Origin of the sequence: Methanothermobacter sp. K4 (genome assembly GCF_022014235.1) — an archaeon.
Lineage (GTDB): Archaea > Methanobacteriota > Methanobacteria > Methanobacteriales > Methanothermobacteraceae > Methanothermobacter.
Window position 1 is genome coordinate 460,270 of record NZ_JAKLTD010000001.1, and the last position, 14,566, is coordinate 474,835.

General features: G+C 48.5%; 20 protein-coding genes. 16 read left to right on the top strand and 4 right to left on the bottom strand.

The genetic code is table 11. The features are described from left to right. Positions 1 to 6 precede the first annotated feature (6 nt). From L5462_RS02490 to L5462_RS02540, 11 genes are read left to right on the top strand one after another with little or no spacing between them, the layout of a single operon-like run. On the top strand, positions 7 to 342 hold the full coding sequence (locus tag L5462_RS02490; protein WP_237779236.1) for an energy-converting hydrogenase B subunit G, EhbG: 336 nt from the start codon (positions 7 to 9) through the stop codon (positions 340 to 342). Next, positions 335 to 631, top strand: a complete 297-nt coding sequence (locus tag L5462_RS02495) for an EhbH (RefSeq protein ID WP_237779237.1) — start codon at positions 335 to 337, stop codon at positions 629 to 631. Before L5462_RS02490 ends, L5462_RS02495 begins: the two co-directional genes overlap by 8 nt. Next, complete coding sequence (locus L5462_RS02500; protein WP_237779238.1) at positions 628 to 1,089, top strand: MnhB domain-containing protein; 462 nt, start codon at positions 628 to 630, stop codon at positions 1,087 to 1,089. Before L5462_RS02495 ends, L5462_RS02500 begins: the two co-directional genes overlap by 4 nt. Positions 1,090 to 1,102: 13 nt before the next feature. Beyond that, positions 1,103 to 1,330 carry an energy-converting hydrogenase B subunit J gene (locus L5462_RS02505; RefSeq protein WP_237779239.1) on the top strand — a complete coding sequence of 76 codons (228 nt, stop codon included), beginning with the start codon at positions 1,103 to 1,105 and terminating at the stop codon, positions 1,328 to 1,330. A gap of 21 nt (positions 1,331 to 1,351) precedes the next feature. Continuing rightward, a complete protein-coding gene (locus L5462_RS02510; protein ID WP_237779240.1) occupies positions 1,352 to 2,695 on the top strand; it encodes a 4Fe-4S binding protein in 1,344 nt (447 codons plus the stop codon). Positions 2,696 to 2,710: 15 nt separating this feature from the next. Beyond that, positions 2,711 to 3,220: a 4Fe-4S dicluster domain-containing protein gene (locus L5462_RS02515; RefSeq protein WP_237779241.1), complete on the top strand. Its 510-nt coding sequence runs from the start codon at positions 2,711 to 2,713 to the stop codon at positions 3,218 to 3,220. A 10-nt stretch (positions 3,221 to 3,230) separates the two neighbouring features. Continuing rightward, positions 3,231 to 3,677 (top strand): NADH-quinone oxidoreductase subunit B family protein, encoded by a 447-nt coding sequence (locus L5462_RS02520; protein ID WP_237779242.1) that lies wholly within the window; start codon positions 3,231 to 3,233, stop codon positions 3,675 to 3,677. An 18-nt stretch (positions 3,678 to 3,695) separates the two neighbouring features. Next, positions 3,696 to 4,826: a nickel-dependent hydrogenase large subunit gene (locus L5462_RS02525; RefSeq protein ID WP_237779243.1), complete on the top strand. Its 1,131-nt coding sequence runs from the start codon at positions 3,696 to 3,698 to the stop codon at positions 4,824 to 4,826. A 5-nt stretch (positions 4,827 to 4,831) separates the two neighbouring features. Next, the gene (locus tag L5462_RS02530) at positions 4,832 to 5,821 is read left to right on the top strand and encodes an NADH-quinone oxidoreductase subunit H (RefSeq protein ID WP_237779244.1); all 990 of its coding nucleotides are present in this window, start codon (positions 4,832 to 4,834) and stop codon (positions 5,819 to 5,821) included. A 10-nt stretch (positions 5,822 to 5,831) separates the two neighbouring features. Beyond that, positions 5,832 to 6,083 (top strand): energy-converting hydrogenase B subunit P, encoded by a 252-nt coding sequence (locus L5462_RS02535; RefSeq protein WP_237779245.1) that lies wholly within the window; start codon positions 5,832 to 5,834, stop codon positions 6,081 to 6,083. Between the two features lie 16 nt (positions 6,084 to 6,099). Beyond that, positions 6,100 to 6,756, top strand: coding sequence for a DUF5612 domain-containing protein (locus L5462_RS02540; protein WP_237779246.1), 657 nt, complete (start codon positions 6,100 to 6,102; stop codon positions 6,754 to 6,756). A gap of 32 nt (positions 6,757 to 6,788) precedes the next feature. Here L5462_RS02540 and L5462_RS02545 read toward each other — a convergent pair whose 3' ends face one another. The 3 genes from L5462_RS02545 to L5462_RS02555 form a co-directional block, all read right to left on the bottom strand. Next, a complete protein-coding gene (locus tag L5462_RS02545; protein WP_013296411.1) occupies positions 6,789 to 7,058 on the bottom strand; it encodes a hypothetical protein in 270 nt (89 codons plus the stop codon). Positions 7,059 to 7,216: 158 nt separating this feature from the next. Continuing rightward, positions 7,217 to 7,987, bottom strand: a complete 771-nt coding sequence (locus tag L5462_RS02550; protein WP_237779247.1) for a Dna2/Cas4 domain-containing protein — start codon at positions 7,985 to 7,987, stop codon at positions 7,217 to 7,219. Positions 7,988 to 8,129: 142 nt separating this feature from the next. Beyond that, a complete protein-coding gene (locus L5462_RS02555) occupies positions 8,130 to 9,401 on the bottom strand; it encodes a homoserine dehydrogenase (RefSeq protein WP_237779248.1) in 1,272 nt (423 codons plus the stop codon). 279 nt (positions 9,402 to 9,680) lie between these two features. On the opposite strand from L5462_RS02555, the gene L5462_RS02560 reads away from it, so the two are divergent. Further along, positions 9,681 to 9,833, top strand: a complete 153-nt coding sequence (locus L5462_RS02560) for a hypothetical protein (RefSeq protein ID WP_237779249.1) — start codon at positions 9,681 to 9,683, stop codon at positions 9,831 to 9,833. A 2-nt stretch (positions 9,834 to 9,835) separates the two neighbouring features. Further along, the gene (locus L5462_RS02565) at positions 9,836 to 11,818 is read left to right on the top strand and encodes an Ig-like domain-containing protein (RefSeq protein ID WP_237779250.1); all 1,983 of its coding nucleotides are present in this window, start codon (positions 9,836 to 9,838) and stop codon (positions 11,816 to 11,818) included. Positions 11,819 to 11,842: 24 nt separating this feature from the next. Here L5462_RS02565 and L5462_RS02570 read toward each other — a convergent pair whose 3' ends face one another. Next, positions 11,843 to 12,862 carry a DNA polymerase subunit beta gene (locus L5462_RS02570; protein WP_237779251.1) on the bottom strand — a complete coding sequence of 340 codons (1,020 nt, stop codon included), beginning with the start codon at positions 12,860 to 12,862 and terminating at the stop codon, positions 11,843 to 11,845. 133 nt (positions 12,863 to 12,995) lie between these two features. Here L5462_RS02570 and L5462_RS02575 point away from each other — a divergent pair, with 133 nt between their 5' ends. From L5462_RS02575 to L5462_RS02585, 3 genes are all read left to right on the top strand, one after another. After that, positions 12,996 to 13,361 (top strand): PPC domain-containing DNA-binding protein, encoded by a 366-nt coding sequence (locus L5462_RS02575; RefSeq protein WP_237779252.1) that lies wholly within the window; start codon positions 12,996 to 12,998, stop codon positions 13,359 to 13,361. A gap of 123 nt (positions 13,362 to 13,484) precedes the next feature. Continuing rightward, complete coding sequence (locus tag L5462_RS02580; protein ID WP_237779253.1) at positions 13,485 to 14,051, top strand: DUF366 family protein; 567 nt, start codon at positions 13,485 to 13,487, stop codon at positions 14,049 to 14,051. Between the two features lie 37 nt (positions 14,052 to 14,088). After that, a complete protein-coding gene (locus L5462_RS02585) occupies positions 14,089 to 14,565 on the top strand; it encodes a 6-carboxytetrahydropterin synthase (RefSeq protein ID WP_237779254.1) in 477 nt (158 codons plus the stop codon). The last annotated feature ends 1 nt before the right edge of the window (position 14,566 follow it).

Consider the following 14,566-nt stretch of genomic DNA (forward strand, 5'->3'; position numbering starts at 1 on the left):
GATGAGATGAGCTTCTATGATACGGTAATAGACAGGATAAGGGAATTAACAGAAAAAGATGGTGAGAAGGGAGTAAGCAACATTTCGGCCTCAGCAGCACTCACAGCGGAGATAACAGTAACTGCAGCTGTCCTGATAGCTGCGGTGATGCTGAGGAAGATAAATTTCATCCTCATGGTGTTCACGGTTCTCCTGCTCGCGGTCTTCCTCCTGACCTCCTTCCCGATCTCTGTGAGACTCAGAAGGGAACAGGGGGATGAGTTCAGCAGGATGATATTCTATGCGCTCATGACACTCGGAATACTGGTTTCAATATTCTACTGGGGTGGTTCAGGTGTCTGAATCCATCAGGGGGCTCATGGCAACGGTGGCCCTTGGCCTCTTCGGGGTAACACTCTTTGATGCCATCATTGACATTAGCAAGGCGATAAACCCCGGAATAAGCATTATATACAATTACCTCGGAACAAAGATAGCCCCCAACATGGTGACGGTTGTCGTGTTCGACTGGAGGGCATACGATACACTTGGAGAGGCCCTTATACTTGTCACGGCTGTACTTGTAACCCTTCTGGTATTTGGAAGGGGTAAGGTCCAGATAGGGAGAGATGACGGAGGGAAGGAGAGATGAGTACAATACTTAAGATATTCGCATTCCCTGCAGCAATATTCATAATGTGCCTGGGGATCCTGACAGTGCTCGGGGGCCATATAACCCCTGGAGGAGGATTTCAGGGGGGCGCTATGGTTGCAGCCGGGTTCATATTCTGCGCAGTCGTATATGGAATCGAAAAGAGCCCCTTCCAGTTTTCACATGAATTCATGTCTGCAATGGAAAGCATAGGGGCACTTGGATACGTTGCCCTGGGACTCTGTGGCCTATTCTTCTCAGGTTTCTTCCTTTACAACCTGGGAGTTGACCTGTATGGCATATCACAGGGTGTCAGCGGCTTATTCAACTACCCGGATCCGACACATGCAGGGATAATACCCTACCTCAACATAGTTGTGGGCCTCAAGGTCCTTGTGGGGCTCAGTGCAATCGTAATAACCTTCATGGAGTTCAGGGGTGGAGAGGTCACAGAATAGTGGGGAATCAGGAATGTTTGCAGGTCCAATAATCTTCGGGTTTCTACTTGGATTCATACTTGGAAGCAGAATAAGGGATGATGAGTTTCCCGCCTCCACCTACATTGTGCTGCTCATGGTCCTCATCCTGGTGGCATGGAACATCGGTCCATTCCCGTACTACACGGATATCCCAATTGCCACAGGGTTTGCAGCGGCAGCAGCAGGTATAGTGGCGGGTAAACTCTTACTTGGGCGCTGATAATATCATGGGGTTAGTATCATGTTCATATCAACAGGAAAATGTGAGGGACTTGGAGAATGCATCAGGGCATGCCCGACTGAAGCAATAAGGATGATTGATGGGAGGGCCTTCAGCTGCATAACCTGCGGCGCATGCATGGAGGCCTGTCCAAACAAGGCAATACGCAGAAACAGGTACGGGGGATACGTGGTTGACAGGGCAAAATGCAACGCATGTGGTGTCTGTGAGATGACATGCCCTGTAAACAGCATAAGGATAGAGGATGGTGTCGTTAAGGGTATATGTGCAAGGTGCGGGCTCTGCGTCGATAAATGCCCTCTGGGGGCAAGGGTGGATGCATTTGACCTCATAGAGGACAGACAGCTCCGTTTCCTGGAATCGCTCAACCTGGCGGTGAAACCACCGGTGAGGAGGACACCACAGAGCCATGAGGCCACCAGGGTCAATGTGATCACCGACCCTGAGAAATGCACCCTCTGCAGGAGATGCCAGTACTACTGCCCAACCGGTGCGATAATCGTTGATACAGATGAGGGAGTATGCACAGAGTGCCGTGTCTGTGAGGATGTCTGTCCCGTGGGGGCGATAGAGGACCTTGAGATAGATCCTGAGAAGTGCACACTCTGCCTCAAATGCCTCAGGGAATGCCCGAGCAGAGCAATATACGTGGATGACTTTGAGGTGAAGATAAGGAGGCCAGAAACAGAGCGTGAAGGCAGCATAGTATCCTGCCTAAACTGCGGGCTCTGCGCAGGGGCCTGTGAAAGGGGTGCCCTCAGGATGGTTGACGGCAAGCTGAGATACGACCCATCACTCTGCAGGGACTGCGATGAGACCCCCTGCATAGATGCATGTCCTGTCGGAACCCTGAGGATGGTTGACGGAGAACTGAGGGGCTACTGTGTATCCTGTGGCCGCTGCGTTAATGCGTGTGATGTGAGCAGGGCGCGTGACTTCAAAACTGTCAGATGGGATGGCTCGGTTTCAGAGGACTGCATATCATGTGGCGTATGCTCTGAGATATGCCCTGTTGATGCCATAACCCTTAAGAGGGGCTCCATAGAGGTGGACACCGATAAATGCATACTCTGTGAAAAGTGCGGAATCCACTGCCCTGCAGATGCCATACCAAAAACTACCATGAAGAAGAGACGGATAACAGGTGGGTTCACACTCATAGACCCGCGCCTGTGCATCGGATGCGGCCTCTGCCTGGATATATGCCCGGAGGATGCAATATCAAGGGATGAAAGTGGACTTATGATCGTGGATGGGGATAAATGCATACACTGCGGTGCATGTTCAAACATATGCCCTGCAAGGGCGGTTCTATTTGAGAGGGAGTTCGGTTTATCAGATTAATGGATGGTGGCTCAGGTGAAGAACATATTAAGGATAATGCTGGAGGGTTCCTACACAAACCTCAAGAGGATACTCTTTGCAGCAGACAGGGTAACGGACATGGAACTCAGAAGAAGGATCCTTGAGGGCACAGTGGAACCGGAACCAAAGGTTGCGGAGGTATCATGCATAGGGTGTGCTGGATGCTCAAATGCATGCCCAACAGGGGCCATCGAGATGAAGGACCTGGATGAACCAGTTGAGATAATAGAGGGCCTTATAAAGAAACAGATACCGGTTCTCAACAGTGAAAAGTGTGTTCACTGCTATTACTGCCATGACTTCTGCCCCCTCTACGCCCTCTTCGGGGAACCAGGGACTATCCACCCCAATGATGTGGGGAAGGCGGAATTTGACGCTGGAGCCGTACTTCAGAAACCCGTCAAGATAAGTGAGGACAAGCTGAAGTTCATATCACAGTTTCTGGCGGATAAAAGCGTTATAAAGAGGACCGATACCCTTGCAGAGGCTGCAAGGAAGATGTAGGTGATGGATTATGGGTCTTAAATCATTTTCAAGGGCAAGAGCTGTACATGCAATGCTCGTATACACAGGGGGATGCAACGGCTGCGACATAGAGATAGTGAACGCAGTTCTCTCACCGAAATATGACGCCGAACAGTACAAGATCTTCCTGACATGGAACCCCCGGGAGGCTGATGTACTCATAGTAACCGGTCCGGTCACAAAACAGAACGAGGGACCACTTAAGGAGATATACAATGCAATACCAGAACCCAAGGCGGTTATAGCTGCAGGGGCATGCGCTCTCATGGGCGGGGTCTACAAAAATATACATGGGGACATCCCATCAGAGGAAATCTGCGGACCAGTGGATCAGGTCATACCTGTGGATGCAAAGGTCCCTGGATGCGCGGTAAGACCTGAAGATGTCCTTGCAGGGGCAGTCGCCGCACTGCCAAAACTTCTGGAGGCAGATTGACAATTCAGGGTGCTTACAATGGATGGAAAAAGGGAGATAATTGAGACAGAAATAACAATGGGAACCGTGCACTCGGCAGCCATAGAACCCTACCGTGTGAGGCTCTTTGTTGAGGATGAAATAGTCAGAGACGCCGAGATAACCGTAGGGGTTAACCACAGGGGAATAGAAAGGATAATGGAGGGCCTCCCGGTTGAGAAGGCCAACAGCCTGACAGAGAAGGTATGCGGGATCTGCTCAGGAGTCCACCTCTGGAATTCAGTCCTGGTGGCTGAGAAGGGCCTCGGCGTGGAGATACCCGAAAGGGCATCCTACATAAGGATAATAGTGGGGGAACTTGAAAGGCTCCACAGCCACCTCCTCTACCTGGCCCATGGAAATGAGGTCCTGGGCCATGAAACATTCTCCATGAGGCTATTCTACATAAGGGAGACCGTCATGGAACTCCTCAGGCTCATAGGAGGTAACAGGGTACAGTACGGCGTACCCATCATCGGGGGGATAAGGCCCCGGGCTGACCTTGATGAGATGAAAATCCAGAGGATAATGGATGGAATGGACTTCATAGAGGAGAAGGTTGAGGCCTTTGCAGAGAGGTTCACCTCGGATCCAATGGTAATGTCCCGTATAACAGGGGTCTGCCCCATAAGCAGGAAGGATGCCCTAAGATTACATGTAACAGGTCCAACACTCAGGGCAACGGGCGTGGAATTCGATCTGAGGACTGAAATGCCATGCTATGACCCATTCGAATTTGAGATCATAACCCAGGATGGTGGGGATGTTAGGGCAAACCTCCTCATGAGGGTCCTCGAGATATTTGAATCCATAAAGATAATAAGACAGGCCCTGAGGGACCTTCCAGATGGAAGGGTTGTTGACAGGAACTGGGAGATGCAGGATACCGGAATAGTGAAGAGTTACGTTGAGGCCCCAAGGGGGAGACTCTACCACTCCTATGCAATAGAGGATGGAAGGGTGAGGGGTTCAATAATAAGGACACCCTCAATGTCAAACATTGGTGCCATGCAGTATGCCTGCATAGGCCACCACATCACCGATGCACAGCTGGGTATAGTGCAGTGCGACCCCTGCTTCACATGCACAGACAGGGCAATTGAAATAATAGACCTCAATTCTGAAGGGTGATCAAAGTGGACGCATCATATTCAATCATATCTGTCACTGGAACAGTCCTACTTGGATTGATTGTAAGCCTATGGCTTCCAGGGATTGAGAGGAAATTTGTCCATGCAAGGATACAGCAGCGCATAGGCCCCCCTGTTTCAAGCCCGGGACTCATGGCAGCACTCAAATTCTTCTACAAGAAGACCATTGAGCCATGTTCACCCCTCCCACGCCTATACAATTCACTCCCCATTATCGGGTTCATATCAGCACTCCTCATACTGCTCTTCCTCATACCCCCCATGTACACCTTCGGGGCCCTTGCAAGCCTGGTAGCGGTTGTAGGATTCCTCAAGATAGAGGAGGTGATCTACGTCTTCATGGGTTCACTCTCAAGGTCAGTAATGTCCCTGAGGATGCCATTCCCTGACCTTGCAAGGGGGGCCAAACACCCCAACGTCCAGAGGTACTTCCTTGAGGATCTAAGTGCAATGAGGGCTTTCAGGCTGATTGCATTCGGGTCATTCCCCATATACATCGCACTCTTCGTTCCTGCGGTGATGGCTGGAAGTATATCCATTGGGGATATCGTGGCATACCAGGCAGCCAATGGCCCGGTACTCTTCACCCTTGCAGGGGTTGTAGGTACCGTGGCATTCTTCATCGGCTACATGATACTCCTCAACGAGTACCCCTTTGCCATACTAAAGACCAAGGCTGATGTTATAGAGGGGCCGTACATGGAGTACGCCTCAAAGTACAGGGCATTCGTCTACATAACCAGGGGATTCCTGATGTTCACACTGGGGTGTCTCTTCTCAGTGCTTTTCATCGGGGTACCCCCCAACATACTCAGCTGGGGCATACTCGTCAACCTGGCAGCTGCAGTCATATTCCCCATAATCATGGCAGTCTTCAGTGCATTTGCACCGGTATTCACTTTCAAGCAGTTCTACCCGGTAACAGCAGCTGCATCGGTGATAGGGGTCCTGGCACTGGTGGTGGCATTCGTATAAAGGTGATAGCATGAAGATGGTTATAAGGCCGCATCACATGATAAGCCTGGGTGGCTACATAGTGGAACTGGATTTCCCCTACAGGAACATCATAGTCGTGAATCCCACCGACGAGCACATCAAGATAGAGGTCCCTGTGTTTGATGAGGACTGGATAGATGAACACAGAGAACTGGGCCTCAGAATAATACCAGTAAGGGATGAGGATAACTACCTGAGCCTCTGGAGGAGGGAGAAGGCCCTCCTGGAGGCTTCAGATTAAATTTTTCGTGGTTTAAATGAGTTCAGTGGCTCTCAGTATAAAGACGGTTGAGAGGCCAGGAGTTCTCAGCGAGATAACCGGGATGATAGCCTCAAGGAACATAAACATTACCTACGCCCACCTCTACGTTGAAAGGGATGGCCATGGCTCCATATACATGGAACTTGAGGATGTGGAGGACATGGAGTCCCTAATGGATGAGATAAGGGCCTTGGAAACAGTGGTTGATGTCAGGGTGCACAGGTCACTTGAGGAGATCTATGGTAAGAGGATAATCATAATAGGGGGTGGGGCCCAGGTATCCCAGGTTGCCATGGGGGCCATCAGTGAGGCCGACAGGCACAACATAAGGGGCGAGCGCATAAGCATCGACACCATCCCCCTCGTGGGTGAGGCTGAACTCGCGGAGGCTGTAAGCGCCGTTGGGAGGCTCCCACGGGTGGCCGCCCTGGTACTTGCAGGTTCACTCATGGGAGGGGAGATCACAAGGGCTGTTGAGAGAGTTAAAAGTGAACATGACATTATCGTCATAAGCCTCAACATGCCCGGGAGCGTCACGGGGGCGGCGGATCTTGTGGTGACAGACCCCATACAGGCGGGGGTTATGAGTGTAATGGCGGTTGCCGACACCGCGGTTTTTAACATCGAAAAGGTAAGGGGTGAAAGATTTTAGCCACCCGAATAAAGTATAAAAAAGAACAGGCTTCAGCTCATCTCGATAGCCCTTATAAGTTTACTGGCCGCGTTTTTAAGTTCAGGGTCCTTTATATCACCACTTTCCCTTATTTTAAGGGCCAGTTCAAGGACCTTTGATACATCTGATGGCTTGAGGTTCTCTGCCATTTCAAGGTAGGTCTGGTCCTCTTCGGGTATTTCATCCTTCTTCTTGGCAGCGAGTTCCAGGAGAACACGGCAACTGCTCATCACATCCGGGCTGTCTATATCCTCACACTTTTTAAGAAGCTCCTCCTTCATATCATCACCTTGAATTATTATGTTTTAACGGTTATTTAATTCTAATCCTTTTAGTGGTGGTAATGTCGCGGTCTTTTTTACATTCTGATGATTATTGTACAGTGGATTTTATGATCTCATGTGGATTTATGGGTGGTGCAGGCGATGCTATAAAGCCTTCATTTTAGCGGACCCTCCCGTGAGCAGGCCTCTGCAAGGCTGCAGCTGGCACATTTAGATGGATTCACCTGAACTTCAGGTACCTCACCATCATCCCTTATCCTTCTTATATCATCCAGGATATCGAAGAGGTACTCCCTTCTCCCATAATCTGCCAGAACGGGTCTTCTCTCACCGGGAAGTATGTATTCTATGAATGAAACCATGGTTTCTGTCTCAAACTCCCTCTCAACCAGAATAGCATGTGCTGTGAGTTCAAGGCTGTCAGCTGGCCAGACACCCCTGAAGGGAGGTTTTGAGGTCTTTATCTTCAGGGGGTAGTAGGAGCCATCAACCAGCTCCATGGTTACACGTCCATGGATCTCAAGGGAGGGATCGTTTATGGGGTAATCCCTGATCAATGGGGGAAACAGCACATGGGCCAACATGTTCCCTGAAAGCCCAAGGGTACTCATGGCCCTCATTATCCTGTTTGCAGTGGATTCAACCTCAAAGAGCATGAGATGCATTATCTTATCCCTTTCAGCATCACCAAAGCCCCCTATTATCACCTCCAGGTCCTCCCTGAGGATAGATTCCAGTTCATCCATTCTGATGTCTTCATCAATCTTCCGCGCCCTGCTCTCAGCGGATGCCCTGAAATCGAGGTAGGCATCCCTGAGGCTTATTGCAAACCTGTTACCTGGTTCACTGATCCCAAGGAGTTCACGGAGATACACCTTCACCGGGCAGAACATGAATTCAGATATCATGGAAACCGCAATGGACATAGGATTCACCACCAGTATATTATTATTAATTTATTAATAAGTATTAAATATGATGGTGGGAATCCCAGGTCTGAAGAGCTCATGGCATAGGGTTTACATGATGCCTCTGCCATAAAAAACAAAAAAGAGGAGATTTAAAAAATTAGAGTATTTTAAGGCGCACGGGTTCACCTGTAACCCATCTGATTTCAGATATCTCCCTGAGGGCGCTCTGAATGTCACCCTCTGCTGCCTCATGGGTCACTATGTATATGGGTACGGATTCGCCCTCAAGGGCACCCTTCTGTGTAACCGATTCAATGCTTATTTTATGCCTGCTGAAGGCCCCGGCTATCTCATGGAGGACCCCTGGCCTGTCAACTGCATCAAGCCTGATATAGTACCTTGATCTGGTTTCACTGAACTCCCTTATGGATTCAACCATCCTTATACCGGGCCCTGGCTGCACTGGACTTTCAGGGTTCAGGGCGATTTCCATACAGTCTGCAACAACTGCACTTGCAGTGGCCCTCCTCCCGGCTCCCTTACCATAGAACATCACAGGGCCGGTGAAGTCACCTGTGATGTATATGCCGTTGAACACGCCATTTACAGATGAAAGCAGGTGTTCGTGGGGTACAAGGAAGGGCATCACACCCATTTCCAGCTCACCACCATCCAGAGAGGCCGTTGCAAGAAGTTTAACACTGCAGCCAAGCTCCTTATTTGCGTATTCAATGTCATCCTGCCTTATACTGCTTATACCCTCCACGTGGAGGTCCCCTTCAGGCACATAAACCCCAAAACCAAGAAGAGCAAGTATTATCAGCTTCTGGGCAGTGTCATGACCCTCAATATCAAATGTGGGATCTCTCTCAGCATAACCGAGCCTCTGGGCCTCCCTGAGGACATCATCAAATTCCATGCCCTCAGAGGCCATCCTTGTTAGGATGTAGTTGGCTGTGCCGTTTATTATACCATAGATGGATTTTATCCGGTTAGCTGCGAGGGACTCGTTGAGGGCCCTCAGTACGGGTATGCCTCCACCCACACTGGCCTCGAATGCGACTCTCACACCATTTTCCCTTGCAGCGGCCATTATCTCATCCCAGTGCTTGGCGAGGAGTGCCTTGTTGGCTGTTACAACGTGCTTACCATTTTCCAGCGCCCTCAGTATGAAGCTACGGGCAGGTTCATAGCCCCCTATGAGTTCTATCACAATATCGATTTCCGGGTCATTGAGGATATCATCGGCATCTGTTGAGAGTATCTCAGGGTCTATTTCAACGCCACGATCAGTTTCTATGTCAAGGTCCACCACCCTTTTGAGTTTCAGGTCCTTCCCGGTTTTTTCTCTGATGAGGTCATGGTTAGTGTTGAATATCTCCACAACCCCAGCCCCGATTGTTCCAAATCCTATGAGTCCAGCATTCACATGAAAACCTCCACATTTAATGAACAGTGTAACTTCATCTACAGGTGTCCCTCCACCATTCACCTTGATGATTTATCGCATTTCCAGTTTAAAATAGTTCAGATTCCCAGTGAAATCGGGACTTTTTTGTTGTGTTTTCTGTTCCTGATTAAAAGGCGGGATTTGGCACCATACGAAATAATATACTTATAATCATATTTTAGGTTTATTTCTAAAATGGTAAATTATATATCGTTTTTTGTTCAGAATATACTTTGAACATAATCGGGGGGGAGGTGTATGCATAGAAAGGTTTTTATTCTGTTATTGGCTGCCTTTTTTGTGGCTGCTTTTTCCAGCACGGCATCGGGGGCCGCTGTCAATGATAGGACAGGGCAGAGCTATGACACCATTCAGGAGCACTGGATGACTGCGGACCTGGCGATAGTATAAGTGTGGATGATGGAACCTACAACGAGAATGTTCAGATAGTCAAGGAAAACGTTTCTCTCACATCAATAAATAGGGGAGCCGTTGTTATAAATCCAGCTGATCCCAATAGGCCAGTAATCAACGTAACGGCAGATGGTGTTAGTATACGTGGATTCAATATAACCAGCGGCAATGATTATGGTATACTTGTGAATGCAAACAGATGCACAGTATCGTATAACTACCTCAAAGCTGGCGGTATTAAACTTAATGGTTCCTCCAACAGCACAATCAGGAGTAACACCATAACAAGTGATTCAATGGGTTTTGATGGAATCACTCTGGTCAGTTCTTCAGGCAACTTGATCTCACGAAATATTATAACACGGAGAGCTAACGGTATATGGCTGGGGGATTCCTCATACAATACCATATCCCAGAACAGATTTGAGGAAAACACGTATTCAATTGCGATGAACGGGGCCGCCTTCAACAGCATAATTGATAACAACATGACCGACAATAATTTTGGAATCTATAATTACGGTGTCAACAACACCATAACAGCTAACAGGATAGCTAATTCGCTATGTTACAATCTTCAACTAACAGGTAGCGATAATAGCATCTACGGGAACTATCTCATAAACGGCCTTGTGTATACAGAAGCGGGCAACCGCCTTAACAACACAGAGATAGGTAATTACTGGTCACATTACTCAGGGAATGATACCAATGGGGATGGACTTGGGGATTCACCCATATCTGTGGATTACAGACCCCTGATCGTGGACCTTGCGGTGATTAATGCTACAGTAACACCCACAAACATCCAGGTCATCATAAGGAACAATGGTCAGGCCAACCTCACACGCATAGATCCCACAGGCCAGTTCATGGTTAAAATAAACTGTGATGGCAATGAAACAGCGCACTACATAAACGCACTCAATTACGGCGAGACACAGACCATCACAAGGCCAGTAGGTCTCGGGCCAGGTAGCCATGTGGTCAATATAACGATCCCATACAACGAGACAACCCAGCTACTGGAGGGTAAAAATAATATAAGGGACGCCTGTATAATCAACAACAATCTCACAGTGAACAGGAACCTTATACCAGCCACCATAAACTATGGTAACCTCACGGCAACACCATTAAAAGGAACTGAACCATTAAATGTCACAGTAACGGTTAAAATCACAAATACTGGCGATTTTTCAAAAAATGAGACTGTACTGCTCGTTGTAAATGGCACTATAGTTGATCAGAAGACCGTTGAGGTTGATGGACAATCAACGGTTACGGTGACATTCACCATCCTTCTCCAGAACGGAACCCACACTGTGACTGTAAATAACATGACACCGGTGAATGTTACAGTCTTCAAACCATTAAGTGTCCTCTCAGTTGATCCAGCCAATGGCGCCCTTTCAGTTTCATCAACCAAGAGGATTGTTATAACCTTCAGTGAGAATATCCTCGCCGGCAGTGCCTATGGTAACATAACTGTCAGAACGTCCAGTGGTGTATCCAAGAAAATCGAGAAGAGTACAAGTGGTAACAGGCTCTACATAAAACCCGTTGGTAGCTGGAGTCCGGGAGTCAGGTATATAATTACCGTGCCCAGGAACTCAGTTAAAACGGTCAATGGGGTTACCCTCGCATCTGATTTCAGTTCTTCATTCACATCTGCCATTGCTGTAACCTACATTGACCCGAGAAATGGTGCGACAGGGGTTTCAAGGACCAGGACCATTGTTATAACCTTCAGTAACAGCATAATTGCAGGGCCAGCCTACAGTAAGATAACGGTTAAAACATCCACTGGAAGGCTGAAGTCCATCAGTAAGAGGATCAGTGGTAACAGGCTCTACATAAAACCCGTTGGTAGCTGGAGTGCCCGCACAAAGTACATCATCACTGTTCCATGGGCTGCTGTTAAGACCAGCACAGGTAACATGATGGCAGCGGACTTCAGATCAGCGTTCACCACAGCCTAATAAATAATCTCTTTATTTTTTACCTTATAATCTGAGATCCTTCAGCTTGATGAACTCGTCCTCGGCCTCCCTTGTTGTTCCCACAACAACCCGGTATCCGTTTTCCCTTCCACTGAACCTTTCAAGCTTACCCCTTGCGATTATCCTTTCACCCTCCCTGGCCTGCCCCGCATAGGTGTGGGTGAAGGACACAACCTCAGTGATTTCGGCTTCGGGCCCCTCAAGTACACGGACATCCTCCACAAGGTACCTTGCAGGGTTGTCAAAGGCCTCGATAGCATCAGATACCGTGCACTCGACGGTCACCCTGCCGCAGTCCTCATAGGTTGTATCGGCCCATGAGCCCTGAATTTCACTCCAGTCCCTTGCAGCGAGGATATCGAATAGTGTTCCATTGATTATTCCTCTGTTATTCTTTCTCATTTCATACCAGCAGAACTCCCTGAAGGAGAGCGTATCATCGGTTATCCTTTTCCTGTAGACCTTCATGAGCTGTTCCTCATCCAGTCCATTCAGCGGACTCTCAGGGTCACCCTTAAGCTCACCGAAGGCTTCCATGGCCCTCCGGTGGTTCCTCAAACCGTAAACCACAAAGTCTATATCGGAGTTCAGGGGGTCATACAATCCGGGGAGCACTGAACCTGAAACCCCCATGGAACTGTAGGGGATCCCTGCAGCATCATGCAACGTATTGGCAATCATCACAACCCTGGCCAGCAGCTGATCGGTTGGGGATTCCATTATATCCATAAGGCGCTTTTCCGGTTTCAGTATGTTATCCACCCTTTCATGGGGGACGCCCATCATGAGGACACCGAGTTCCTCGTAGTGGTGGAGGTAGGCGGGGTGGTTCTCCTCAAGGAAGGTGTATGCCAGCTCAGAATTCACCTTTGAGTATCTTGCCGAATTCAGGGACCTTTCACCTTCACTGTCTGGTATGTATCGCAAAAACGATAATATCCTGTCTTCTGGATGAACATATGATGTAACAGCAAAGAATAGATCATCAGAGGTGTGTATGAAGTCACGGATTCGGGCTTTCATAGGTAAATTAAATGCATGATGGAACTATAAAGCTTTTCATATTCTTCTGGAGGTATCATGGGGCTTTATCTCTTCCCGGTTATCTGGATTTTTCATGATAATTAAATGAGGGCTGATCTCTAAATAATTTAATATGATTATCCTGAGACTTGAGCCTGGCATGGATCTCATGGCTGAGATGGAGGCCCTTGATGTTGAAGGTGTCGTTGTAGCAGGTATAGGTAGCCTCCATGGTGTGAGGATAAGGACCGCGAATGAGAGCATCCTTACGGTTGAGGGCCCCCTTGAGATAATATCCCTTCAGGGGACAATCACAGGTGATGGCGTCCACATCCACATTGCAGTGGCTGATTCCTCTGGAAGGGTACTTGGCGGACACCTCAAGGGCTACTGCAGGATAAGGACAACAGTCGAGCTTGCCGTGATACCATATCATGGTAAACTGAAAAGGGTGATGGATGAGAGAACCGGTTACAGGGAGCTACTGGTTATTGACTGATTTCAATCACATCAGGGGCTCAAACATGGGGTCACTTCCCTGGGGGATCTCTGTTATGGGTCTCTTCATGTGACTCAAATCCTACTTATAGGACCACCTCCAAATAGTATAGATGGTGATTGAATGATATATGAGCACCTTGAGGACCCTATCCTGTATGATGGAAGCCAGATAGAACCTGCATGGGCCCTCAGTGAACTGGGAATAAAGGGTTCGAGCATAATAACCTGGATAGGCCCAATGGATGTGAAGAACATCGTGGACTACGAGGACGTTGACCTTGAGATAAAGTCTGAGAATGTCCTTCACTTCATTGTTGAACACTTTGATGAACAGCCATCAAGTCTGCGTTTATCCTATCACAGGCAGAGGATCCTGGTCATGCTCCTCATGGAGGAACTTCGGGCTCATGGATTCGAGATCCGGAGGGAGGGTGATGACCTCTACGTAGGATCATCCAAGTTAACTGTTTCCATAGCAACCGCCTCGGTATCCAGCATGAAGATACACCTGGGTGTGAACATCCATGAGAAGGGCACACCAGATGATGTGGATACCGTGGGGCTCCTGGATGAGAGGCCTGAACTTGGAATGGATGGTGTGGTACAGATAGCAGAGAACGTTGCCATGGCATACATACATGAGATTGGCTCCATCGAGGAGGACATATGCAAAACCCGGATTTTCTGAGGGGGCAGAAAACTCTGATTAGTTAGATGTGGTTAACATGAAAATAGTTATCAACGGGATACACGCCAATTTAAGGTTTTCAGCGGCCCACATGATACCTGAACACGAGTCATGTGGATGCATACATGGACATTCATACATAGTTGACGTGAAGGTTGAGGGGAAAAGGAGTGGCAGGCACGGGTTCGTGGCTGACTTCAAGGATGTTAAGGCAGTGGTCAGAGAACTATGCAGCAGATTTGACCATAAACTCCTCATACCACTCAGAAGCCCGCTCATAAATTTCTCATCAACAAGTGGAAACATCAAATTTGAGATCAGTGGTAAGGAGTACAGCATCCCCGAGGAGGACTGCTGCCTCCTTGACCTGGAATCCAGCTCTGCAGAGGAACTTTCACGTTACTTTGCCTCCACCCTCTTTAAGGAGCTTGGCAGAAAGTACGATATATCCTCGGTTGAGGTCTGCGTAAATGAGGGAATAGGACAGGGGGCCATCTACACCATATCCCGGTGAT